This is a genomic window from Labrys sp. (in: a-proteobacteria), from assembly GCF_047605565.1.
Classification (GTDB): Bacteria; Pseudomonadota; Alphaproteobacteria; order Rhizobiales; family Labraceae; genus Labrys; species Labrys neptuniae.
The window spans coordinates 45,397-67,491 of the sequence record NZ_JASGFM010000009.1; the positions used below are offsets into that span (position 1 = coordinate 45,397).

At 65.9% G+C, this 22,095-nt stretch carries 19 protein-coding genes and 1 riboswitch; of the genes, 4 read left to right on the top strand and 15 right to left on the bottom strand.

Features of this window, described 5'->3' with window-relative positions:
• Nucleotides 1-31 precede the first annotated feature (31 nt).
• Genes thiS through thiC form a run of 3 tightly spaced genes read right to left on the bottom strand, consistent with a single transcriptional unit; the run spans nucleotide 32 to nucleotide 3,058 of the window.
• A complete protein-coding gene (gene thiS / locus QM672_RS10860) occupies nucleotides 32-229 on the bottom strand; it encodes a sulfur carrier protein ThiS (RefSeq protein ID WP_311939151.1) in 198 nt (65 codons plus the stop codon).
• On the bottom strand, nucleotides 226-1,233 hold the full coding sequence (gene thiO, locus QM672_RS10865; RefSeq protein ID WP_311939153.1) for a glycine oxidase ThiO: 1,008 nt from the start codon (nucleotides 1,231-1,233) through the stop codon (nucleotides 226-228). The genes thiS and thiO overlap by 4 nt, the downstream gene beginning before the upstream one ends.
• Complete coding sequence (gene thiC, locus QM672_RS10870; protein WP_415082522.1) at nucleotides 1,217-3,058, bottom strand: phosphomethylpyrimidine synthase ThiC; 1,842 nt, start codon at nucleotides 3,056-3,058, stop codon at nucleotides 1,217-1,219. Before thiC ends, thiO begins: the two co-directional genes overlap by 17 nt.
• A 101-nt stretch (nucleotides 3,059-3,159) precedes the next feature.
• Nucleotides 3,160-3,267, bottom strand: a riboswitch (TPP riboswitch).
• Nucleotides 3,268-3,384: 117 nt separating this feature from the next.
• Here thiC and QM672_RS10875 point away from each other — a divergent pair.
• Nucleotides 3,385-4,311: a DUF1186 domain-containing protein gene (locus tag QM672_RS10875; RefSeq protein WP_415082524.1), complete on the top strand. Its 927-nt coding sequence runs from the start codon at nucleotides 3,385-3,387 to the stop codon at nucleotides 4,309-4,311.
• Between the two features lie 95 nt (nucleotides 4,312-4,406).
• Here the strand turns inward: QM672_RS10875 and QM672_RS10880 are convergent, their stop codons facing one another.
• The 9 genes from QM672_RS10880 to QM672_RS10920 form a co-directional block, all read right to left on the bottom strand.
• Nucleotides 4,407-6,038, bottom strand: coding sequence for a GMC family oxidoreductase (locus tag QM672_RS10880; protein WP_415082526.1), 1,632 nt, complete (start codon nucleotides 6,036-6,038; stop codon nucleotides 4,407-4,409).
• A complete protein-coding gene (locus QM672_RS10885; RefSeq protein ID WP_415082528.1) occupies nucleotides 6,035-7,531 on the bottom strand; it encodes an FGGY-family carbohydrate kinase in 1,497 nt (498 codons plus the stop codon). Before QM672_RS10885 ends, QM672_RS10880 begins: the two co-directional genes overlap by 4 nt.
• On the bottom strand, nucleotides 7,528-8,373 hold the full coding sequence (locus QM672_RS10890; protein ID WP_311939161.1) for an aldolase: 846 nt from the start codon (nucleotides 8,371-8,373) through the stop codon (nucleotides 7,528-7,530). The genes QM672_RS10885 and QM672_RS10890 overlap by 4 nt, the downstream gene beginning before the upstream one ends.
• 115 nt (nucleotides 8,374-8,488) lie before the next feature.
• Nucleotides 8,489-10,378, bottom strand: a complete 1,890-nt coding sequence (locus QM672_RS10895; RefSeq protein WP_415082530.1) for a glycerol-3-phosphate dehydrogenase/oxidase — start codon at nucleotides 10,376-10,378, stop codon at nucleotides 8,489-8,491.
• A gap of 18 nt (nucleotides 10,379-10,396) precedes the next feature.
• Nucleotides 10,397-11,392 carry an aldo/keto reductase gene (locus tag QM672_RS10900; protein WP_311939165.1) on the bottom strand — a complete coding sequence of 332 codons (996 nt, stop codon included), beginning with the start codon at nucleotides 11,390-11,392 and terminating at the stop codon, nucleotides 10,397-10,399.
• Entirely contained in the window at nucleotides 11,389-12,360 is a 972-nt protein-coding gene (locus QM672_RS10905; RefSeq protein WP_311939166.1) for a sugar-binding transcriptional regulator, read from the bottom strand. The genes QM672_RS10900 and QM672_RS10905 overlap by 4 nt, the downstream gene beginning before the upstream one ends.
• A gap of 10 nt (nucleotides 12,361-12,370) precedes the next feature.
• Entirely contained in the window at nucleotides 12,371-13,312 is a 942-nt protein-coding gene (locus QM672_RS10910; RefSeq protein WP_376717708.1) for an ABC transporter permease, read from the bottom strand.
• Between the two features lie 86 nt (nucleotides 13,313-13,398).
• Complete coding sequence (locus QM672_RS10915) at nucleotides 13,399-14,919, bottom strand: sugar ABC transporter ATP-binding protein (protein WP_311939168.1); 1,521 nt, start codon at nucleotides 14,917-14,919, stop codon at nucleotides 13,399-13,401.
• 246 nt (nucleotides 14,920-15,165) lie between these two features.
• Entirely contained in the window at nucleotides 15,166-16,077 is a 912-nt protein-coding gene (locus QM672_RS10920) for a substrate-binding domain-containing protein (RefSeq protein WP_415082647.1), read from the bottom strand.
• A 518-nt stretch (nucleotides 16,078-16,595) separates the two neighbouring features.
• Between QM672_RS10920 and QM672_RS10925 the strand changes: the two genes are divergently transcribed.
• Complete coding sequence (locus QM672_RS10925) at nucleotides 16,596-17,939, top strand: acetyl-CoA hydrolase/transferase family protein (RefSeq protein ID WP_415082533.1); 1,344 nt, start codon at nucleotides 16,596-16,598, stop codon at nucleotides 17,937-17,939.
• A gap of 164 nt (nucleotides 17,940-18,103) precedes the next feature.
• Entirely contained in the window at nucleotides 18,104-18,568 is a 465-nt protein-coding gene (locus tag QM672_RS10930) for a YbaK/EbsC family protein (RefSeq protein WP_415082537.1), read from the top strand.
• Nucleotides 18,569-18,793: 225 nt separating this feature from the next.
• Here QM672_RS10930 and QM672_RS10935 read toward each other — a convergent pair whose 3' ends face one another.
• Nucleotides 18,794-19,201 (bottom strand): DUF2000 family protein, encoded by a 408-nt coding sequence (locus tag QM672_RS10935; protein WP_415082539.1) that lies wholly within the window; start codon nucleotides 19,199-19,201, stop codon nucleotides 18,794-18,796.
• Nucleotides 19,202-19,254: 53 nt separating this feature from the next.
• Between QM672_RS10935 and QM672_RS10940 the strand changes: the two genes are divergently transcribed.
• Nucleotides 19,255-20,130, top strand: a complete 876-nt coding sequence (locus tag QM672_RS10940; RefSeq protein ID WP_415082649.1) for a helix-turn-helix domain-containing protein — start codon at nucleotides 19,255-19,257, stop codon at nucleotides 20,128-20,130.
• A gap of 30 nt (nucleotides 20,131-20,160) precedes the next feature.
• Here QM672_RS10940 and QM672_RS10945 read toward each other — a convergent pair whose 3' ends face one another.
• On the bottom strand, nucleotides 20,161-21,669 hold the full coding sequence (locus QM672_RS10945; protein WP_415082541.1) for an amidohydrolase family protein: 1,509 nt from the start codon (nucleotides 21,667-21,669) through the stop codon (nucleotides 20,161-20,163).
• The gene (locus tag QM672_RS10950; protein ID WP_311937780.1) at nucleotides 21,666-22,094 is read right to left on the bottom strand and encodes a VOC family protein; all 429 of its coding nucleotides are present in this window, start codon (nucleotides 22,092-22,094) and stop codon (nucleotides 21,666-21,668) included. The genes QM672_RS10945 and QM672_RS10950 overlap by 4 nt, the downstream gene beginning before the upstream one ends.
• Nucleotide 22,095: the final 1 nt, after the last annotated feature.

Here is a 22,095-nt window from a genome sequence, read left to right on the forward strand (position 1 = left end):
GTCTGCATGTCGCTGTGATGTCCGCGCTCCGTCACCCTCCCTGCCGGGGCGCGAGAATCTCGACTGCATCGCCGTCCTTGAGGGCGGTCCGATCGCGATCGACGGCCCTGACGAAGCGGCCATTCAGGGCGGTGGCCACCACGCTGTCGCCGAGTTCGAGCGCCTCGAGCAGGCGGGCGAGGGTGGCGGCCTCGGTTTCCTGGCGTTCGCCGTTGACGGTCAAGGTCATGCGCAAACTCCTTGCTGGGCTGTCCGCACGGGCAGGATTCGGTCGGCGGCTTCCTGGGCCAGGGCCGGCGAGAGCAGGAAACCGTGGCGGAACAGGCCGTTGAGCGAGATGACGCGCCCGACCACGGTGAGGCGCGGCAGATTGTCGGGAAAGGCGGGGCGCAGTCCGGCTTCGAGCTCGAGGATTTCGGCCTCGCCGAAGGCCGGATGCAGGCTGAAGGCGGCTGCAATCAGTTCCATGGTCGAGCGCAGGGTCGGCGGCCCCCTATGCTCGCTCTCGATCATGGTGGCGCCGATCATGAAGCGATGGTCGGCGCGCGGCACGATATAGAGCGGAAAACGCGGGTGCAGGAAACGCACGGGCCGGGAGAGGGTGACGCCCGGCGCGTGGACCACGATGGCCTCGCCCCGGACACCGCGCAGATCGGGCAGTTCGGCGCGCGCAGCAAAGCCGCGGCAGTCGATCACGGCATCCGCATCGAGGGCGTGCGGCTCGGCTTCGATCCCGAAGCGGATGGCGACGCCGAGGTCGGCGAGGCGCCCGGCCAGCACCTGCAGCGCCCGTCTCGGGTCGAGATGGGCTTCGCGCGGAAAGAACAGGCCCTGGTGGAAGCGGCCGGCAAGGTCCGGCTCGAGCGTGGCGATGCCTGATACGTCTACCGGGACATGCGCCTTCGTACGGCGGGCGAAACGGGCAATCTCGCTGCCGTCGCGGGCGGGAGCGACCACCAGCGTGCCGCGCTGCACGGTTTCCCGCACATGGCGCGGCCACCAGGCGAGCGCGAGTTCGCCGCGCCGCTCGACCTCGATCTCGGCGCTTTCTCGTTCGCACCAGGGCGCCAGCATACCGCCGGCCAGCCAGGAACAGGCCTGGACACCCAGGACCTCGCTGCGCTCCAGGATCTCGACCTCGGCGCCTCGCGCCGCGCATTCCATCGCCGTGACGAGGCCGGCGACGCCGGCCCCCACCACGGTGACGCGCTTGACGTCATTCGGCCGGGACATAGAGGGCCCCGCCCTGTTCGAGGAATTCGCGCGATTTTTCCGCCATGCCCTGCCGCGCGGCTTCCTCCATCGCCCGCACCTCGTCGCGAAGATCCTGCGTGATCTTCATCGAGCAGAATTTCGGCCCGCACATCGAGCAGAAATGCGCGACCTTGTGCACATCCTTGGGCAAGGTCTCGTCGTGATAGGCGCGCGCCGTATCCGGATCGAGGGAGAGGTTGAACTGGTCCTCCCAGCGGAAGTCGAAGCGGGCCTGCGACAGGGCGTCGTCGCGGACCTTGGCGGCGGGATGGCCCTTGGCGAGATCGGCGGCATGGGCGGCGATGCGATAGGTGATCACGCCGGTCTTGACGTCGTCGCGGTTGGGCAGGCCGAGATGCTCCTTGGGCGTGACGTAGCAGAGCATCGCCGTGCCGAACCAGCCGATCATCGCCGCGCCGATGCCGGAGGTGATGTGATCATAGCCCGGCGCAATGTCGGTCGTCAGCGGCCCGAGCGTGTAGAAGGGAGCCTCGCCGCAGGCGGCAAGCTGCTTGTCCATGTTCTGCTTGATCTTGTGCATAGGCACATGGCCCGGCCCCTCGATCATCACCTGGCAGCCCCTGTCCCAGGCGATCTTGGTCAGTTCGCCCAGCGTCTCCAGTTCGGCGAACTGGGCGGCGTCGTTGGCATCGGCGATCGAGCCGGGACGCAAGCCGTCGCCGAGCGAGAAGGAGACGTCATAGCGGCGCATGATGTCGCAGATGTCGCCGAAATGCTCATAGAGGAAGCTCTCGCGATGCCCGGCCAGGCACCAGCGCGCCATGATCGAGCCGCCGCGCGAGACGATGCCGGTGACGCGGCTGGCGGTGAGCGGCACATGGGCGAGGCGAACGCCGGCATGGATGGTGAAATAGTCGACGCCCTGCTCGGCCTGCTCGATCAGCGTATCCTTGAAGACTTCCCAGTCGAGCTTCAAGGGATCGCCGTCGACCTTCTCCAGCGCCTGGTAGATCGGCACCGTGCCGATCGGCACCGGCGAGTTGCGCAGGATCCAGGAGCGGATGTTGTGGATGTTGCGTCCGGTGGAGAGGTCCATCACCGTATCGGCGCCCCAGCGCGTGGCCCAGACCAGCTTCTCCACTTCCTCGGCGGCGCCGGAGGTGACGGCCGAGTTGCCGATATTGGCGTTGACCTTCACCAGGAAGTTGCGGCCGATCACCATCGGCTCGAGTTCGAGATGGTTGATGTTGGCGGGTAGGATGGCCCGGCCCAGGGCGATTTCGTCGCGCACGAATTCCGGCGTGACGAACTCGGGAATGGCCGCACCGAAATCCTCGCCGTCTGCCCGGCGCCCGGCCGCGCCTTCGAGGGCCTTCTCGCGGGCGAGGTTCTCGCGGAAGGCGGCGTAGACCATCTCCTGCGTGACGATGCCGGCCTTGGCGAACTCATATTGGGTGACAAGCTGGCCGTCGGCGCCGCGACGCAGCTTGCGTTCGGCGGGGCAGGGCGCCACCAGCCGGTCGGCGGAGACATTGCCATTGTCCTCAGGTCTAACGGTACGACCCTCGATCGCAGCGAAGCCGCGGCCGGCGATCCAGTCCTCGCGCAGGGTCGGCAGGCCCTGCTTCAGATCGATGCTGGCGCCGTCCTCGGTATAGGGGCCGGACGGATCGTAGACGCGGATGGGGGCGAGCGAAGCGTCGCTCAGCGCGATCTCGCGGAAGGGCACCCGCATCTCAGGATGCGAAGCGGGGGCAGCATAGACCTTGCGGGAGCCGGCGATCGGCCCCGTGGTCACGCTTTGCGGCGCGGCGATCTTGTTCTTTGGGTTTTGGATATTCATGGATCTCCTCCTCGTTGCGAGTCATGGAGATCCGGGGCGACGATTGTCTGGGCAGAACCGGCATCTCAGCCAATTCCGGGATCTGGAGCCAATTTCTAGCGCCAAAGCCCTGTTCCCGTCCCTTCGCCGGCATGACCCGGATCAGGTTCGAAGGGTTCGGCTCTAGGCCATCTCAGCCCCGCTTGCGCAGGACACCCCTCGGAACGATTCCAAGGTTAGATGTTGATGCCGGCAAGGTCCAGGGATAATTGCGCCATCCCTGGCCTGGCGCTTGCCTTAGCCGGAACGGCGGCTATCGTGCGACGCACATCGATGAGGAGGATGACATGACGGGATCCCGACACATCGAGGCTGCCGAAGCGCTGGGGATTGCGAATCTGCCCGTGGAGCCTTGGCTGCACCGGATCGCGACCGAAAGAACTCTGCCCGCTGTCGCGGTAGGCGCCTGCGTGGTGCGCATCGACGATGTTGCCCCCATCCTGATCAATCTGGTCGAGCGTGCTGCGGCAGGTGAGACTCTATCTGAACAAGACGACCTTCTGCTGTTTCGCGGCCTGCATATCCTTGGCGGCGCCCGCGAGGAACGTGCCTTTGCGCCCTTGTTGCGACTGCTGCGCCTGCCACCCGAGGAAATTGAGCGGCTTCTTGGAGATGCCGTGACGGAGACGCTGCAGCGCATCGTGGCGGGCTGTTTCGATGGCGATCAGGCCAGCTTGTTTGAGGCGATCCGCGACGATTCCATCGGTGAATTCGTGCGCGACGCTTTGTTGGATGCCGCCGTCTTTTTGACGTCACAGGGGCGCATCCCCCTGGTGGACATGCGCGGTCTGCTGCAGCGCTTCTATGACGAAGAAGCTGCTCCGGCCCGCACGATTCTCTGGGTTTCCTGGCAACAGGCCGTTGCGTTGCTCGGTCTCAGCGAGATGGCGCCGCTCGCCAAGTCGCTGTGGGATCGCAAGCTGCTCGATAACACTTTCCTGTCCTATAAGCATTTCCAAGAGGATCTGCGAGCTGCCGAAAAGGCGCCCGACGATGCCGCGCGCTTCAAGAAATTCGGTCTCGGCTATATCGAAGACGTGCTCGATGAGCTGAGCGGATGGTCACACGAAGAGGCCGACGACGAAATGTCTCGCGAGTTCGCAGAATTTCCGCCTTTCGAGTCGGCTAACAATCCCTTCCGTCATGTCGGTCGCAACGATCCTTGCCCTTGCGGCAGCGGCAAGAAATTCAAGAAATGCTGCCTGGTCGATTGAACGTGGCCTCCTGACCAAGCTTGTCCCGTCAGAGTCCTGCTAGCTGCATTAAGTTCGGCTCTCCCTGGGAGCGCGGACGTCATATCTATGCTGGATCACCCCCGCCAGGCCGCCGCGATCATTTCGGAGGCCTTCTCGGCGATCATCACCACGGGTGCGTGGGTGTTGCCGGAGACGATGGTCGGCATAACAGAGGCATCGGCGATGCGCAGGCCGGACATACCGCGCAGGCGCAGCTCGGGATCGACCACGGCCGCCGCATCGCTGCCCATCCGGGCCGTGCCGACTGGATGGAAGATGGTGGTGGCGATGTCGCCGGCGGCCTTGGCGAGATCCTCGGCCGATTGGATCGCCGGCCCGGGCTTCAGTTCTTCCGGCCGGAAGGCCTGCATACGCTTCGTCGCCATCAGGCGGCGGGCTGCGCGGATCGAATCGGCCGCGACGGCGCGGTCCCCCTCGGTGGAGAGGTAGTTCGGGGCGATTTCGGGATGGGTCCGGGCATCCGGCGAGACGATGCGGACATGGCCGCGTGCCTCCGGCCGGAGATTGCAGACCGAGACGGTGATGGCCGGAAAAGGATGCAGCGGCGAACCGAAGGCGTCGAGCGACAGGGGCTGGACGTGAAACTCGATATTGGCGCTGGCAAAGCGCGCATCAGACTTCATGAAGATGCCGAGCTGGCTCGGCGCCATCGCCATCGGTCCGGAGCGTTTGAGCGCATAGGTGAGGGCGATCTCGGCCTTGCCCAGCAGCGAGGCCTGCCATTCGTTCAAGGTGTGTGCGCCGCTGATCCTGAACACGGTGCGGATCTGCAGATGGTCCTGCAGGTTCTCGCCGACCCCGGGCGCCTCCAGCACGAGCGGGATGCCGTGCCTGGCCAGCAGCGCCGCCGGGCCGACGCCGGAAAGCTGCAGGAGCTGCGGCGTGCCGATGGCGCCGGCCGCCAGCACCAGCTCGCGCCTGATCGAGACGTGGGCGGGCTTGCCATCAAGCCTCAATTCGAGGCCCTCGGCACGTCCGTTCGCGAAGCGGATGCGCTCGGCCATCGCCTCGGTGAGGATGGTGAGGTTCTTGCGATGCCGGACGGGATTGATGAAGGCCCTCACGGCATTGAAGCGAAAGCCGGCCTTCTGGTTGACCTCGAAATAGGCCGAGCCGGTGTTGTCGCCGGCATTGAAGTCGTCGATCTGGGGCACGCCGAGTTCCTCGGCCGCCTCGCGCACCGAGTCCAGGATCGGCCAGGACAGGCGCTGGCGCTCGACGCGCAGTTCGCCATCTGTGCCATGGAAGGGTGTGCTCCCGGCATGGTGGTTCTCCGAGCGCCGGAACAGCGGCAGCACGTCGTCCCAGCCCCAGCCGGCATTGCCGAGCTGCTGCCATTGGTCATAGTCGGCGGCCTGGCCGCGCATATAGATCATGCCGTTGATCGAGGAGCAGCCGCCCATCACCCGCCCGCGCGGATAGGCGAGTGAGCGCCCGTTCAGGCCCGGTTCGGCCACGGTCCTGTAGCCCCAGTCGGTGCGGGGATTGCCCATGCAATAGAGATAGCCGACCGGGATATGGATCCAGTGATAGCGGTCCGAGCCGCCTGCTTCGAGCAGCAGCACCCGGACCTTGGGATCGGCGGAGAGCCGGTTGGCCAGCACGCAGCCGCCGGAGCCGGCGCCGACGACGACATAGTCATAGGCACCGAGATCGATACGTTCGCTATCGTGACGTTCGTTCATGCGCCCTCGCGATAGCGTTTCCAGTGTTCGGGCATGGTCTCCGCGAGGCCGCAATAGAGGCGGTAGCGCGCCTCCACCAGCGCCCTGTCCGAAGTACGGGGCTGGTACTGCGCGGCCTGGCGCACCATGGCGGCGATGCCGTCTTCGAGCGTCGCAAAGGTTCCGGCTGCGACGCCCGCCGCGATCGCTGCCCCCAAGGCACCGGTTTCCTGGCACTCGGCCACGGTAACGGGCAGGTCGAGGATGTCGGCAAACATCTGGCACCAGACGGGACTGCGCGAGCCGCCGCCGGATAGCGAGGCGCGGGTGATTTCGGCACCGGCGCGGCGCAGGCGCTCGATATGGCGGCGATGTTCGAACACCACGCCCTCATAGAGCGCGTGGAGCATCTCCGCTTTGCCGTGCCAGCCGGCGAGGCCGATGAAGGCGCCGCGCGCGTCGGGATGGGTGGACGCGCCGAACAGGAAGGGCAGGAACAGCGGCAGCTCCGGATGCGGGGCAACCGATGCCACCAGCCCATTGCAGTCCTCGAACGCGGCCGGGCCGTGCCCGCCGCCGAACTCGCGCACGAACCATTCGAGATTGACGGCCGAGGTGGCGCTGGATTCGACCGCGACATAGCGGTCCGGGCGCCAGGTCGAGGCGTGGAAGATGGTGTTGTCGATCAGCGGCGTCTCGCGCACCACCTGGTTGATGCTCCAGGTGCCGGCCACGATCGCCGCCTCGCCGGGCGTGTTGACGCCGGAGCCGATCATCGAGGCGATGATGTCGAAGAAGCCGGCGGCGACCGGCGTTCCCTCGGCGAGCCCGGTGGCCGCCGCGGCGCTGGCGGTGACGCCGCCGGCCGAGGCTTCGGATTCGACAAGCTCCGGCAGCAGTCCGGCGGCATCGCCGAGGCCATAGGCCGCGAGCAGGGCTTCGTCATAGCGCCGCTCGGGCAGCCGCAGCAGACCCGCGCCGCTCATATCCGAAAAATCGGAGCTGCGCCTGCCGGTGAGCAGCAGCGTCAGCGCATCCTTGCACAGGAAGGCGGTGCCGGCCCGGGCATAGAGATCGGGGCGGTTCTGCTTCAGCCAGAGCAACAGTGTCGCCGTCTGCGCCGGCCAGGGCCGCTGCAGGCAGAGCGGATAGAGGGCGTCGGCAGCCGGCGAGGCGCGCAGTTCGGCGGCGAGGCTGGCAGCCCGGTTGTCGATCGACTGGATGCCGATGAGGGGCTGGTCGTCCCGGTCGATGAGATAAAGGCCGTTGCCGTGGCCGGCCGTGCCGATGCCGATGACGTCCCTGCCCTCGACGCCGGCCTCCTCGAGGCAGCGCCGGATCACCGTGGCGGCATTGGCCCAGAGTTCGGTGACGTCGCGCTCGACATAGCCGGGCTGGGGCTGTCGCGACTGGCCGTCGAGCGCTGCCCGCGCCAGAACACGCCCTTCGAGGTCGAACAGGACGGCCTTGACCACGGTATTGCCGGCATCGATGCCGAGGAGATGGCGCGTCACGCTGCGGCCTCGTAGATGGCCCAGGCCTCACCATCGTCGGCGCCCTGATGGATCATCGCCATCAGGGCCTTGACCACGCGGGCCGGGTTGTCGTGCTGGTAGATGTTGCGGCCATAGACCATGCCATGCGCGCCCTGGCGCATCAAAGCGTGGGAATTGGCGAAGACCTGGCGTAGATCCGCCTTGCCGCCGCCGCGCACCAGCACGGGGCAGCGGGCGGCCTCGACCACGCGATGGAAATCGGCGGGATCGCTGGTCGGGTCGGCCTTGACGATATCGGCGCCGAGTTCGCGGGCAAGGCGCACCAATGTCACGATCTTTTCGGCGTCGCCATCGACGAGATAGCCACCGCGTTCGCTGGCAGGCTGCATGACCAAAGGCTCGATCATCAGCGGCATGCCGTATTTCTCGCAATCCTGGGCCACGCGCGAAATGTTCTCGATGCATTGCCGGAACAGGCCGGGCTCGTCCGGCAGCATGAAGAGATTGACCACCACGCAGGCCGCATCCATGCGCAGCGCCGGGGCGATCGGATCCTGCGCGTTCTGCAAGAGGGCCCACATCTCGCGATGGCGCTGGCGGTTATAGGGATTGCCCATGTCGATGCGCATCACCAAAGCAGGCTTGTGCTTGCCCGGGATCTCCTGCAGCAGGTCGGCCTGGCCGTAATTCATCTGGATGGCATCGGGGCCGGCATCGGCCAGCATGCGCACGACCTTGTCCATGTCCTCCAGCCCGTCGAGGAAGGACGGCTCATTGCACACGCCGTGGTCGATGGCGACGTCAAGACATTTGCCGGCGCCGAACAGGCGGTTCATCCGGACTTTCTTGGTGAGATACATGGGCCTTCCCTGTGGTTTTCTTTACCCTCTCCTGGAGGGGGAGGGTCGGCCCATAGGGCCGGGGTGGGGTGGAATCGGCAAAGGGGCAGGGAGGAGAAACTTCCTCGCCAAGAAATCACCCCACCCCGACGCTTCGCGTCGACCCTCCCCCTACAGGGGAGGGTAAAAGAGGGGCCGGAAGTGAAGAGTTGCGGGCCACGAGCGTCGTCGCCGCGAGGCCGTGATGGTGATCGAGATGGGTGAGCAGCCGGTCGATCTCGGCTTGGGTCTGCGCCTGGCTCCAGCCCAGAGGGGAAGCCGCCAGCGCGGCCAATTCGTGGATGGTGTCGAGCGACAGCTCGCCGCTGAAGGCGATGGTCATGCGCCGCAGCACCAGGTCGGCCAGGGTGGCGACCTGACCGGTGGCGAGGATCCAACGGACCTCGTCGCGGCTGTAGCTTGGTAGCGAGGCGAGGAGGGCATCGTCGGCGCCGGGCATGAAATCGAGCATGCGCGTGCCGTAGCGCTCGAACAAGGCGGCGCAGCGCTCTTCCGAAGTCCCTGTCGAGGTGGCAACCTGGCGCAGCCAGTCCCGGCGTTCGGCCTCGCCTTGCGGGAAGCCCTTGCCGCCGCCGATCGCCAGGGCCTCGCTCGAACGCGTGCGGTCTGTCCCGAGGCGGGCCAGCACCGTATCCGCGGCCTGGGCACCGAAGGCACGGAAGGTCGTCCACTTGCCGCCGACGAGGTTGAGGACGGGAACCGGCCCGGGAGGCGTCGACCATTCGCAGCTATGATCGCGCGAGATCTCGGCATTCACATTCGCATCGGCCCGCGGCAAAGGACGCACGCCGGCGAAGCGGAACAGGATGTCGACTTCCGACAAAGCGATGCCGGGGAAGACCTCGCGGATCGACTCCAGGATATAGGCGGCTTCGCTGGCCTCGCAGCGCACGCCATCGGGCGTGTCGACGCGGATGTCGGTCGAGCCGGCGAGGATATGGCCGAAATGGGCGAACAGGATGCACACGCGCCCTTCGCGATTGGCGAAATAGACCATGCGCTCGCCGATGGCCTCGAGGAGGGCGGGGCTGTCGAGGACGAGATGGGAGCCCTTGGTGCCGCCTATCAGCACGGTCTGCCGGCCTGAGATCAGGGCGTTGGTCTGGTCGATCCAGGCCCCGCTGGCATTGACGATCACCTCGGCGGTGAGGGTGATGCGCTCGCCGGTCAGGCTGTCGGTGAGTTCGGCGATGGTGCCGTCCAGCCTGGCGAGGCCGAGATGGTTGAGCGCCAGCGCCTGGGGGCAGGCCGACTCGGCATCGGCGATCAGTTCGAGGCCGAGCTGCTCCGGCCGGCTGATCTTGGCATCGTGATAAAGGGCGGCATAGTTGATGTAGGGATGGAAGTCGGGCCAGTTAAAGCGGGTGGCGCGGCGGCCGAAGAAACGGCTCTTCGGCAATTGGCGTTCGCGGCGGGCATAGAAATCGTAGAGGGCGAGCCCCAGCCGCACGATCAGGGCGCCGCGCGGTCCCGGCTTCGGCCGCCCGCCGAGAAAGCGGCGCGCCGCCGACAGCGTGCCGGAGAAACGATCGGCCAGCGGGATCAGGGTCGGCAGCGCGCTGACGTAATGGGGCGCGTTGCGCAGGAGGCGGTTGCGCTCCAGCAGGGACTCCTTCACCAGTCCGAACTCGCCATTCTCCAGGTAGCGCAGCCCGCCATGGATCATGCGGGATGGCGCTGCGCTGGCCCCGCTCATGAAATCCCCGCGCTCGACGAGCACGACGTCGATCCCCTGCAAAGCGAGTTCGCGAAAGGTGCTGATGCCGTTGATGCCGCCGCCGACCACGAGGACCGCAATGCGGCCTTTCGCGCGCAGCCTGTCGAGCCGTTCCGCCCGGCTCGTACCGACCCTGGGGGGCGGGTCTTCAGACCCGCCTGCGAGCGTGGTGTTTGCAGCCGGGTCTGAAGACCCGCCCCCCGAAGAGCCTCGCCAGCTGGCGTCGCCATGGCCTGGTTTAGGCGTCATGCCACCAACTCCACCCTGTCAGGCCGTGACGGCGGCGAGATGCGCCGCGATGGCGCGGTCGATGGCGGCGAGGTCGTCGGCCGACAAAGCGAGCCGTCCGGCCGCGGCATTCTCGCTGGCCTGCTTTTCGTCGCGTGCGCCGCACAGGGCATAGGTGATGCCTGGCTGGGCGATGGTCCAGGCGATCACGAGCTGGGCGATCGTCGCGCCGTGGGTGGAGGCGATCGGGGCCACCGCGGCGGCGAAATCGGCGACGCGGGCGCGGTTGTCGCGCGAAAAGCGCGGATTGTCCTTACGCAGGTCATCGCCGGCGAAGTCACGCTCCGGCCCGATCTTGCCGGTGAGCAGGCCCAGCGCCAGCGAGGAATAGCTGAGCGTGGAGACGCCGTGGGCCGTGCTGACAGGCAGGAGGCTGGTTTCGATCTCGCGGTCGAGCATCGAATAGCGTTCCTGGATGGCATCGACCGGCCCGGCGGCGAGATAGGCCGTGAGGTCGTCGGCGCTGACGTTGCTGACGCCGATGGCGCGGATCTTGCCGGCGCGCTTCAGCTCGAGCAGCGTGTCCATGGTCTCGGCGATCGGAGTAGTCGGGTCCTGCCAATGGGTGATGTAGAGGTCGATATAGTCGGTCTGGAGGCGCGTCAGGCTCTGCTCGATCTCGTGCAGGATGCCGTCGCGTCCGAGATAGCGATGCACCTTGTGGTCCATCTCGTCGAAGAAGTGATTGCCCTTACTGTGATGCCAGTTGAGCCCGCATTTGGTGGCGATGACGACTTCGTGGCGGCGGCCCTTGACGGCCTGCCCGACCAGCGCCTCGGCCCGGCCGAGCCCATAGGCCGGGGCGGTGTCGATCAGCGTGACGCCCTTGTCGATGGAGGCGCGGATCGCGGCGATCGAGGACTCGTCGTCATGGCCGCCCCACATCCAGCCGCCCATGGCCCAGGTGCCGAGTGCGATGGCGCTGGCTGCGATGTCGGAATGGCCGAGTGGGCGCAAGGGAATCGGAGGGGTCATGTCGGCCTCTTGAGAATGTCGAGTACGTGGGTGCCGGTGGCTTCGTCGGTGGCGAGGATGTCGAGATAGCCGCCGCGCAGGATGCCGGCGATCGGCTCGGCCTTGTGCGCGCCGGTGGCGATGCCGATGGTCATCGGGATGGCCCTGAGTTCCTCGGGGCTGAGCGCGACGACGCGCTCGTTGAGGGGGTAGTGGCAGGGGCGGCCGTCGGCATCGATGAGATGGGCGATCAGCTCCCCGGCCGCCCGGCTCTGCCTGAGGCCGTCGAGCCCATCGGCGCCCGGGGCATGCAGGCTGAAATAGGTCGAGCTTTCCGACAGCACCGAGCCGATGCCGACCAAGGCGATGCGGGCGCCGCGCGCCCGGTCCAGCACTTCGCCGACCGATTGTAGCGACATCAGCACATCCCGCTCGGCGCGCGAGGCCGCGAAGATCGGCGCATGGATCTGGAAGGCGCGTCCCTGCAGCTTGGAGGCGAGCTGGGCGGCGAGGTGGTTGACGTCGACGAAATGCTTGCCCTGCACGCCGCCGGTGGCCGGCACCACGGTGACGTCATAGGCGCGAGTGGGCGCCAGGGCCTGGATCACGGCGCTGACGCCGACCCCGCCGGAGACACAGATGGTATCGCCGTCCCGGAGCACGGTGAGGATGTGGTCGGCAACCGAACGCCCGGCGGCCTGGAGGTTGACGCCGTCCTGGTCGGAGGCGGAGGGCACTACGATCGCCTCAGCGAGGCCGCTCGCCTCGGCCAAGGCCTGTTCGAGCTCGAACAGGTCCTGGCGCGGCGACTTCACCTCGATCCTGACATAGCCGCGCTCATGCCCTTCCTTGACGAGGCGGTTGACCATCGGATGGGACAGGCCGGTGCGCTTGGCGATCTCCGCCTGCGAAAGGCCCTCGATGTAATGCATGACCAATACCCGATGGATGCGGCGGAGCCGCTGGTCGCCTTCGTTGTCTTTTGCCACGGTGCTTGTCCTATGCCTTACGAGTCAGAGCCTGCTTGCGCTTATGTAGCAGGTGATCGAAGGCGACGGCGGCAAACAGGATCAGGCCGCGAATGGTGTCCTGCCAGTAGGGCGAGACGTCGAGAAGGATCAGTGAACTCGACACCACCGACAAAAGCGCCATGCCCAGGATGGCGCCGAGGATGGTGCCCGAGCCGCCATTGAGGCTGGCCCCGCCGATCACGGCGGCGGCGATGATGTTGAGCTCCATGCCGACGCCGAAGGTCGGCGTCGCCGCCCCGAAGCGGGCCATGTAGATGACGCCGGCGACACCGGCCAGGGTCGAGCACAGCACGATGCAGAAGAACTTCACCCGGGCGGTGCGGATGCCCGAATAGGCGGCGGCCCGTTCGTTGGAGCCGGTGTAGAAGACGCGGCGGAACAGGGTCGCCTTGCGCAGGAGCAGGTCGAAGACGACGACGACGATGAGGAAGATCAGGATCACCACCGGTACGCCATAGACCGAGCCTTGCCCGATGAACTTGAAGCTCGGCGGCAGGGAGAACAGCGACAGCGGCGTGCCGCCGGTGATCGCCAGGCACAGGCCCCGGATGATCACCATGAAGGCGAGCGAAACGATGAAGGAATGCAGGCCGATGCGCGTCACCGCCAGCGCCATGGCGGCGCCGATGGCGGAGCAGGCGAGGATGGCCATCGCGCTGGCGAGCCAGGGATCGATGCCGGCCAGGAAGAGCCAGCCGCCGATCACCATGGCGAAGCAGACGACGGAGCCGACCGAGAGGTCGATGGCACCGACGATCAGCAGCACGGTCATGCCGACCACCACGATGCCCTCGACGGCAAAGGACATCGTCATGGCGCGCAGATTGGTCCAGGTCAGGAAATAGGGCGAGGCGAAGGACATCACCACGCACAGGGCCAGGATGATCAGTACGAGGCCGAGCTCGCGCATGTTGCCGAGGCCGCGCAGCCAGTTCGAACGGGCCGGCGACGGCGCTTCGGGGTGCTTCTGGTTCACTGAGGTTTCACCCATCACGGTCATGCCGCCCTCCCGGTGTTTTTGTTCAGTCCCGATGCGAGGCGGATCAGTTTGTCTTCGGTCATGTCGGGTCCCATGACCTCGCCGACGATCCCGCCCTCGTGGATGACGAGGATGCGGTCGGCGAGGCCGATCAATTCGGGCAGTTCGGACGAGATCACCAATATGCCGGTGCCCTGGTCGGCGAGGTCGCGCAGGATGCGATGGATCTCCGCCTTGGCACCGACATCGACGCCGCGGGTCGGCTCGTCGAGCAGGATGACCTTGGGGGACACCGACAGCATCTTGGCGATGGCGACCTTCTGCTGGTTGCCGCCCGACAGCGTGCTGACCGCATCGTTCAGCGAACCCCGGCGCAGGCGCAGGAGATCGCCGAGGCGGCGGGCCTGGTCGAGCTCGGCCGCGCGGTCGACGAAGCCGATGCGGGTGGAGACACGGCCGAGGTCGAGGGCCGAGACATTCGCGGCGATCGGCAGATCGAGGAAAACGCCCGATCCCTTGCGGTCCTCCGAGAGATAGACGATGCCGCTGGCGATGCTGTCGGCATAGCTCAACGGTGTCACCTCGCGTCCGTCGAGCACGATCCTGCCGGCGCTGCGGCGCATCAGCCCGCAAATGCCAAGCGCCATCTCGGTACGGCCGGCGCCGATCAGCCCGGCGACACCCAGCACCTCGCCATGCCGGAGTTCGAAGGAAATATCCTTGAAGCGCACGCCGTCGCTGAGGCCCTCCACCGTCATCAAGGCGGGCGCTTGGGCGCTTTGCGGGTTCTTCGGCGGATAGAGCGTGCCCAGCGCACGGCCGACCATCTTGCCGACGACGCTCTCCGGCGTCATGGCGGCGATGTCGTCGGTGGAGACGTGCTGGCCGTCGCGCAGCACGGTGATGCGGTCGCAATGGGCGAAGATCTCCGCCATGCGGTGGCTGATATAGATGATGGAGATGCCACGGGCCTTGAGGCCGGCCATGATGGCGAAGAGCTTGCCGGCTTCGCGTTCGGTCAGCGCGGCGGTCGGCTCGTCGAGGATCAGGATCGAGCAGTCGAGGGTCAGCGCCTTGGCGATCTCGACGATCTGCTGCTCGGAAATGGTGAGGTCGCCGACGAGGGCGTCGGGATCGATGCGGCCGAGATCGGCCAGAATGGCGCGCGCCTTTTCGCGCAGCTCGCCATAATTCATGAAGAAGCCGCGGCGGCTGTTGGTGGCGGCCATGAAGATGTTCTCGGCCACCGAAATGCCGCCGCACAAAGCGATCTCCTGGTGCACCAGGCCGATGCCGAGCGCCTGTGCCCGCGCCGGCGAGCCGATCTCGACCTTTTCGCCGCGGATGCGGATCTCACCGGCATCGGGCCTGACGATACCGTCGATGATGTTCATCAGCGTGGACTTGCCCGCGCCGTTCTCCCCGGCGAGGGCGTGGATCTCGCCCTTGCGGACGCTGAGGCTGACATTGCGCAGGGCCTGGATCGCGCCATAGGCCTTGCTGACGCCTGTCACTTCAAGGGCAAGATCATAGGTCATGACCGGTCTTCGTCCTGAGTGGGTGTGAAGTCCGGATAGGGCGGTGCGACCCCTCATCCGGCGCTTCGCGCCACCTTCTCCCGCAGGGGGAGAAGGCGATTGGTTGGCGTTGCGCTTGCCAGAATGATTCCCTTCTCCCCTTGCGGGAGAAGGTGCCGGCAGGCGGATGAGGGGTTGCGTTGCCCTATCCGGAATTCAAAGCCGCCTGGGAACACTGCGCTTGCAGGCAGGTCCGACGGGCCCCGATTATTCCTCGATGCCCTTGGTGCCGCGGCGCTTGAGATAGGCGTCCCAGTAGAAGTCGTCGGCATTGTCCTTGGAGACGATGGCAAAGCCGTTGTCGACGAAGGGCACGCCCATCGGGTTGTAGCCGGCGCGCTTCCAGTCATTCATGGGGTCGATCAGGTCGGGATGCTTGGCCATGAACAGCAGCATGAAGCCCATATAGCCCTGGATGCCCTGGTTGGGATTGACCGAGCCGAAGACCTGCCCGGCCTTGATCATGTCGAGGATCTTGGCGTTCACGTCGGCGGTCATCACCTTGATCTTGCCGCCGAGCTCCTGGGAAGCCTGGGCCGCGCCCAGGGCCGAGTTGGCCTCGGGCATGAACAAGGCAGCCAGATTGGGATTGGCCTGGGCGAGGGACTGCACCGCCTGATAGGCCTTGGTCGGGTCCTGGTTGGTGGCGGCGCGGCCGACCAGCTTCATGCCGGGATATTTCTCGCCCATGCGGGCGATGAAGGCGGCGACGCGCTTGTCGTGATTGTCCTGCCCGGGGTTTTCTAGGACGGCATAGTCACCCTTGCCGTCCAGCGCCTTGGCGATCATGTCGGCGGCCGCACTGCCCTCCCGGTTGTTGTCGGAGGTGACATAGGAGGCGCGCTTGGAATTGGGCGAGTCGGCCGCGAAGGTCACCACGGAAACGCCGGAGTCCACGGCGCGGTTGATCGGCTCGATGAAGGGATCCGAATTCATCGGATGCACCAGGATGCCGGCCGGGTTCTTGGCCAGGGCCTGGTCGAAGCTCGCGATCTGCTTGGTGACGTCATATTCCGGCGTGCCGGTATAGGCCGTCTTGCAGCCCATCGACTGGGCGGCCTGCTTGAAGGCCTCATAGACCGGGAACCAATATTCCACGCCCGAGACCATGACGTTCATCACATAGGTCTCGCCTTCCTTGCAGCGGAACTTGCTGTCTGCCTGCGCGCTCGCGCTGGAGACGAAAGCCGCGCTCGCGGCCAGTCCGATGAGCCATTTCCTGATGGGCATCCTCACCTCCCGATGGTGTTCGCCGGGCTGTTTCCCGGTGTTGTCGTTTAATGTTGAAATAAATTTCACTATGTGATATTCATTTCAAGAAGGATATAGAGGAGTTTGCGGGCGGACGCAATGGCCTTTCGGCGGCGGCGTATATCCGGGGTGCCGATCTCCTCAGCTCCATCAGGCGATGGAGCGCGATCGGCATCTTTGGAAACACCGCATTTTTCTCAAGGAAGACACCGGTCCCGCTCCATCACCTGACGGAGTTGAGGAGATCGGCACATTGCGTCCGCGGACGGGATGCTCCGGCTTCCGGAAAGCCATGTCCGTCCCTCCCCTTCGGTTGACAGCGCTGTGGTCGTCAGGGAAGCTGACGCAAAGGGCGCAAAGCGCCGTCACGATTGGGAGGAAGCGCCATGACCATTGGGCTTCGGGGCAAGCAGGCGACGAAGATCACGGCGGCCGAGGCGGCGGCGCGGGTCAAGCCCGGCATGTGGCTCGACTACGGGTTCGGCCTGACCCAGCCCGATGCCTTCGAGGTGGCCCTCGCTGCCCGGCGCGACGAACTCCATGACGTCAAGATCCGCCACTGCCTCACGATGCGGGCGCGCGCCACCCAGGAATGCGACCCCAATGGCGAGCATTTCGGCTGGTTCAACTGGCACTTCTCCGGTTATGACCGCAAGCAGCACGATGCCGGGCGCTGCAACTACATCCCGTTCAATTTCGGCGAGGCGCCGGACTTCTATCGCCGCTTCATCGATCCCGTGGACATCGTCGTGATCAAGACGGCGCCGATGGATTCGGAGGGCTATTTCAACTTCGGCGGCGGCGCCACCTATGTCGAGGCCATCCTCGAGCGGGCCCGCCTGATCATCGTCGAGGTCAACGAGGACACCCCTGCGGTCTATGGCGAGGGCAACCGCGTTCATGTCAGCGCGGTCGACCACATCATCGAGGGCGATGGCCAGAAGGCGCCTGAGATCGGCAATCCCGAGCCGAGCGAGATCGACCGGGCGGTCGCGGCCCGTATCGTCGAGGAAATAGAGGACGGGGCCTGCCTGCAGATCGGCATCGGCGGCATGCCCAACGCCGTCTGCACCATCCTCAAGGATAGCGGCATCCATGATCTCGGCATCCATACCGAGATGATGACCGACGGCATCGTCTCGCTCTATGACGCCGGCCTGGTGACCGGTGCGCGCAAGATCATCGACCGCGGCTGCTCGGCCTTCACCTTCGCGGCCGGTTCGCGCCGCCAATATGAAGCGATCAACCGCAACCCCGATTTCAGATCCTATCCGGTCGACTACACCAATCTGCCGCACAACATCGCCAAGAACGACAATGTGGTGTCGATCAACAACACCACGCAGATGGATCTGCAGGGCCAGGCGGCCTCCGAGAGCGACGGCCATCGCCATATCTCGGGCACCGGCGGCCAGCTCCAGTTCGTGCGCGGCGCCTATGCCTCCAAGGGAGGCAAGTCCTTCCTGTGCATGTTCTCGACCTTCGACAAGCGCGGCGACCGCCGCAGCCGTATCGTGCTCAATCTGACGCCGGGCAATGTGGTCACCACGCCGCGCACCGACGTGATGTATGTCGTCACCGAATATGGCATGGTCAATCTCAAGGGGCGTTCGGTGGCCGAACGCGCCAAGGCCCTGATCAGCCTCGCCCATCCCGACTTCCGGGAGGGCCTGGAACGCGAGGCCCGCGAGAACGGCCTGATCCCGCGCTTCTGCTACGGCATGGCGTGAGGAGAGGTTCCTGGGACCGCAGGCGTCTCGCCTGCCTCTATCTTTCCTGCAAGCTCGGTGCTTCCAAGAGCAGGCGAGACGCCTGCGGTCCCAGGAAACACTCCTCGCTTGGCACCCTCGCCTGCCTGCCCTAACTTGCCAGGCTTTCGGATGAGGACGATTTCATGACGCAAGCCATTGACCGGGTCCGGCAGGCCCTGCTGCAGGCCGGGCATCCCGACACCATCGCGATGTTCGCCGAGGGCACCCATACCGCCGCCGAGGCCGCCGCTTCCGTGGGCTGCAGTGTTGCCCAGATCGCCAAGTCGATCATCTTCCGCTCGGGCGAGACACCGATCCTGGTGGTCGCCTCCGGCATCAACCGCATCGATCGCGCCAAGGTCGGCGCCGCCCTCGGCCGCAAGGTCGAGCGGGCAGATCCCGCCTGGGTCGAAGCCACCACCGGCTTTGCGGTCGGCGGCGTGGCGCCGGTCGGGCATCTGGCGCCGGCCCTCATCCTGATCGATGAGGACCTGCTGGCCCTCGATCCGGTCTGGGCCGCGGCGGGGTCACCCACCCATGCCTTTCGCACCACGCCAGCCGACCTCGTCAGGGTGACCGGCGGTTCGGTGGCAAATGTGAAGGCCTGAGCGTTCCGGGCCCCGGCAGGCCCGGCGCGTCCCATCTCGTTTGCCGGTCTCAGGGGTCAATGCAGTTCACTTAAGCGTTTCGGGGGGCTCGACCTTTGTCATTGCCGAGCTTGACCCGGCAATCCAGCTCCCCGGCGGTTCGTTCGAGCGGCTTCTGGGTAGCCGGGTCAAGCCCGGCTATGACAAATTCGGAGGGGTTCCTGCTTAAGTGAACCGTATTAGGTCTCAGGGGTGCATTTTCGCGCCCTTGACGATCTTGTCGACGAGCTTCTTGTCGGCTCGTAGCGCAATGCCGACCACCTTGGCGTCGTCGACGGTGAAATCGGCAAAGACGGCGCGATTGGCGGCATCGTGGCCGGTCTTGAACATCTCCTCGATATAGAGCGAGGTCCGGACGCCCCGGTCGAGCGAGCGGCGATGGATCGCGCTCATCGTTTCCGCATCCGCGGCCAGCACGATGGCGGGCTGCACCGACAGAGCGTTGTAGAAACGCCCGGCGCGATCACGATAGGCTTCGCCGATCATGTCGGGTGCCTGGGCGACAATACCGCTGGTGAGGAAGGCGGTGACGTTGAGCGCCTGCCAGGCGGCAAGATCGTCTCGCAACACGATGGCAAACTTGGTATCGAACATGAATGACGACTTTCGAGTCAGAATCTTTGGATGCCGAGCCCCAGGCCGGTCTCTTGCCGCCATCCCTAGGGCGGCAGGCCTTCCAGGGTCTTGAACGTTCGTGCGACGACGGCATCCGCACCGCGCCCCCGCTGCCCGGCATCGAGCGCATGGAAGCCTGGTTTCACGGCAATGCCTTCGAACTGCATCGCCATGACACCTATGCCGTCGGCGTCACTCTCGACGGTGTCCAGAGCTTCCGTTACCGCGGCGCCTCGCGCGCCAGCCTGCCGGGGCAGATCCTGGTGCTGCATCCGGACGAGCTGCATGATGGCGGCGCCGGCACCGAGGAGGGGCTGCATTACCGCATCCTCTATCTCGAGCCCTCGCTCTTGATGCGCGGCCTTGGCGACGGAGCGGTGTCGCTGCCTTTCCTGCGCCAGCCGGTATTCAGCGATCCGGCACTGCGCGAGGACATTCTCGGCTTGCTCGGTCCGCTCGACCGTGGGCTGGAACAGCTTGCAGCCGACGATCTCCTTGCCCGCCTGGCACAGGGCCTGGCTCGCCACGCCGGCCAGCCGCTCAAGCCTCTCGGCAGCCTGGCTTGGCGGCAGGTCGACCGGGTCCGCGACTATCTCGAGGCCCATGCCCTTGAGGCGGTACGTTCGGAGGAACTGGAGGAGATCTCAGGGCTCGATCGCTACGCCCTGTCCCGACATTTCCGCGCCGCCTTCGCCACCAGCCCGCACCGTTTCCTGCTGATGCGGCGCCTGGGGCAGGCCCGCGCCTTGATCGCGGCGGGCGAACCGCTCGCCGAGGTCGCCGCCGCCACCGGCTTTGCCGATCAGAGCCACCTCACACGCCATTTCAAGAAAGCCTATGGGGTGACCCCGGGGCGCTGGGCCGGCCTGGTCGAGGCGGGGCGGCGATCCGGCTCGGCCGCTGCCTAGAGTATTTTTCCTCTGATGTTTTCTCGCCGCTCAGCCCCGCGTGCCGGCATATCTGTCCATGCCGACATTCTGGGCCGTGGCGCGCTGATGCATCTGGGCGAAATAGGGATGGAAGATGCTGTTGCGGGCTTCGATCTCGGCATGACCAGCCAGGAAGGCCGGCATGGCCTCGCGGATCTCGGCCAGGACGGCCTCCTCGTCGACGCGGGTCAGGCGGCCCTGTTCCACCACGATCTCGCCCTCGACCATCACGCGTTCGATCGAAGCACCATTCTCGGCATGGACGAGCTGTCTGATGATGTCGTTGAGCGGCGTGAAGGAGAGGCTGTCGAGCCGAAGCATGATCAGGTCGGCGCGCTTGCCGACCTCCAACGAACCGGTGATCTCGCCCAGCAGGGCGCTGCGCGCGCCGCCCAGCGTGGCAGCGTTGAGGATTTCCTGCGCAGAGACCCAGCGCTCATGATCGGGGCCGGTGGCGCTTTGCACCAAAGCGGCCGTGCGCATCACGTCGAAGATGCGCGCGCTGTCGTTCGATGAGACGCCGTCGGTGCCAAGGCCGATGGTGACCCCGGCATCGATGAGGCGGCGGAGCGGCGCGATGCCGGCACCGAGCTTCAGGTTGGAAACGGCATTATGGGCCACCGAGCAACCCGCCGCGCCCATCAGGGCGATATCGTCCTCGTCGACCCAGACCGAATGGGCGATGGTGATGCCGGGGTGAAGCAAGCCGAGATCGTGCAGGTAGCGGATCAGGCTCTTGCCGTGGAAAAGCTGTCCCGTCACCGCCTGGGTCTTGGTCTCCAGGATGTGGGTATGGAACGGCACGCGCCATTGCCGGGCCAGCTCGTCGCAGGCGAGCATCAGGTCGGGTGTGCAGCGCTGGGGCGCGGAGGGAGCGATCATGAAGCGCAGCCGTCCGGCCTTGTCCTGGAAGGCCGCCAGGGCGGATCGGCAATAGTCGACATAGGCGGACGCGGTAATCGGCGGGCCGAAATCGAGCTTGGCCTGCAGGTCCGCCGGCATGGTCTGGCGGCCATAGGCGAGGGCATCGAGCGGATGGATGTTCATCACCGCGCTGGAGACGTTGGCGCGGATGCCGGCATCCTCATAGGCACGGAACACGGTGCCGAGCCTATCGAGATCGTGCCGGGGCGGGTCGAAGAAATCGTCGCAGAGCAGGGTGACGCCGCCCTTCAGCGATTCCATCGCGAGCAGCAGCGTGCGCAGATAGACAAGGCGCGGCGGCAGCAGCGGACCCATCAGCAGCGGATAGGCGTAGAGCAGCCATAATTCCAGCGGCAGGCGTTCATAACGCCCCCGGAAGAAGGTTTCGCCGGAATGGGTATGGGCGTTGACGAGGCCCGGCATCACCAGCCGGCCGCGCCCGTCGATCAGTCTCGCACCGGGATGGTCGCCAAGATCAGGGCCGATGGCGGCGATGCGATTGCCCTCGACCAGGAGGTCTCCGGTGAAGGGCGTGCTGCCCTGTTCGCCGCCCATGGCGAGGATGGTGGCGTTGCGGATCAGGACCTTGCTCATGCCAGTTTCCCCGGCGCGCCGCCGTCGAGCCAGGCATAGAGTTCCCAGACCTCCCCGTCCGGTCCGGCAAAATAGCAGCAGCGGGCATTCCAGGCGTAATCGGCCGGAGGCCTTTGGAAGCAAACGCCCTTGGCGGCGAGTTCGGCATGGCAGGCATCGAGCTCGGCCGGCGAGGACATCAGCACGGCGATCAGCACATTGTGATGGCCAGAGCCACGCTCGGCCGACAGGCCGGCATGCTTGCTGATATGGCCGATGTCCCACAGGGCCAGGGTCAGCCCGGCGCCGTTGAAATCGGCAAAACCGGGGGCGCGATGCTTCAGGGTGAAGCCGAGCTTGCCGGTGTAGAAGGCGATCGAGCGTTCGATGTCGGCGGTGAGGATGCAGACATCGCTGATCGCGTGGCGTTGGGCAAAGGCCGTCATT

Bases quoted from the DNA above. Each gene is read 5' to 3' on its own strand.
- QM672_RS10900 (WP_311939165.1), bottom strand. From the start codon at position 11,392: ATGACCCCTCCGATTCCCTTGCGCCCACTCGGCCATTCCGACATCGCA.
- QM672_RS10875 (WP_415082524.1), top strand. From the start codon at position 3,385: ATGACGGGATCCCGACACATCGAGGCTGCCGAAGCGCTGGGGATTGCG.
- QM672_RS10880 (WP_415082526.1), bottom strand. From the start codon at position 6,038: ATGAACGAACGTCACGATAGCGAACGTATCGATCTCGGTGCCTATGAC.
- QM672_RS10890 (WP_311939161.1), bottom strand. From the start codon at position 8,373: ATGTATCTCACCAAGAAAGTCCGGATGAACCGCCTGTTCGGCGCCGGC.
- thiC (WP_415082522.1), bottom strand. From the start codon at position 3,058: ATGAATATCCAAAACCCAAAGAACAAGATCGCCGCGCCGCAAAGCGTG.
- QM672_RS10910 (WP_376717708.1), bottom strand. From the start codon at position 13,312: ATGCGCGAGCTCGGCCTCGTACTGATCATCCTGGCCCTGTGCGTGGTG.
- thiS (WP_311939151.1), bottom strand. From the start codon at position 229: ATGACCTTGACCGTCAACGGCGAACGCCAGGAAACCGAGGCCGCCACC.
- QM672_RS10935 (WP_415082539.1), bottom strand. From the start codon at position 19,201: ATGTTCGATACCAAGTTTGCCATCGTGTTGCGAGACGATCTTGCCGCC.
- QM672_RS10915 (WP_311939168.1), bottom strand. From the start codon at position 14,919: ATGACCTATGATCTTGCCCTTGAAGTGACAGGCGTCAGCAAGGCCTAT.
- QM672_RS10920 (WP_415082647.1), bottom strand. From the start codon at position 16,077: ATGAACGTCATGGTCTCGGGCGTGGAATATTGGTTCCCGGTCTATGAG.
- QM672_RS10895 (WP_415082530.1), bottom strand. From the start codon at position 10,378: ATGACGCCTAAACCAGGCCATGGCGACGCCAGCTGGCGAGGCTCTTCG.
- QM672_RS10930 (WP_415082537.1), top strand. From the start codon at position 18,104: ATGACGCAAGCCATTGACCGGGTCCGGCAGGCCCTGCTGCAGGCCGGG.
- QM672_RS10950 (WP_311937780.1), bottom strand. From the start codon at position 22,094: ATGACGGCCTTTGCCCAACGCCACGCGATCAGCGATGTCTGCATCCTC.
- QM672_RS10925 (WP_415082533.1), top strand. From the start codon at position 16,596: ATGACCATTGGGCTTCGGGGCAAGCAGGCGACGAAGATCACGGCGGCC.
- QM672_RS10945 (WP_415082541.1), bottom strand. From the start codon at position 21,669: ATGAGCAAGGTCCTGATCCGCAACGCCACCATCCTCGCCATGGGCGGC.
- thiO (WP_311939153.1), bottom strand. From the start codon at position 1,233: ATGTCCCGGCCGAATGACGTCAAGCGCGTCACCGTGGTGGGGGCCGGC.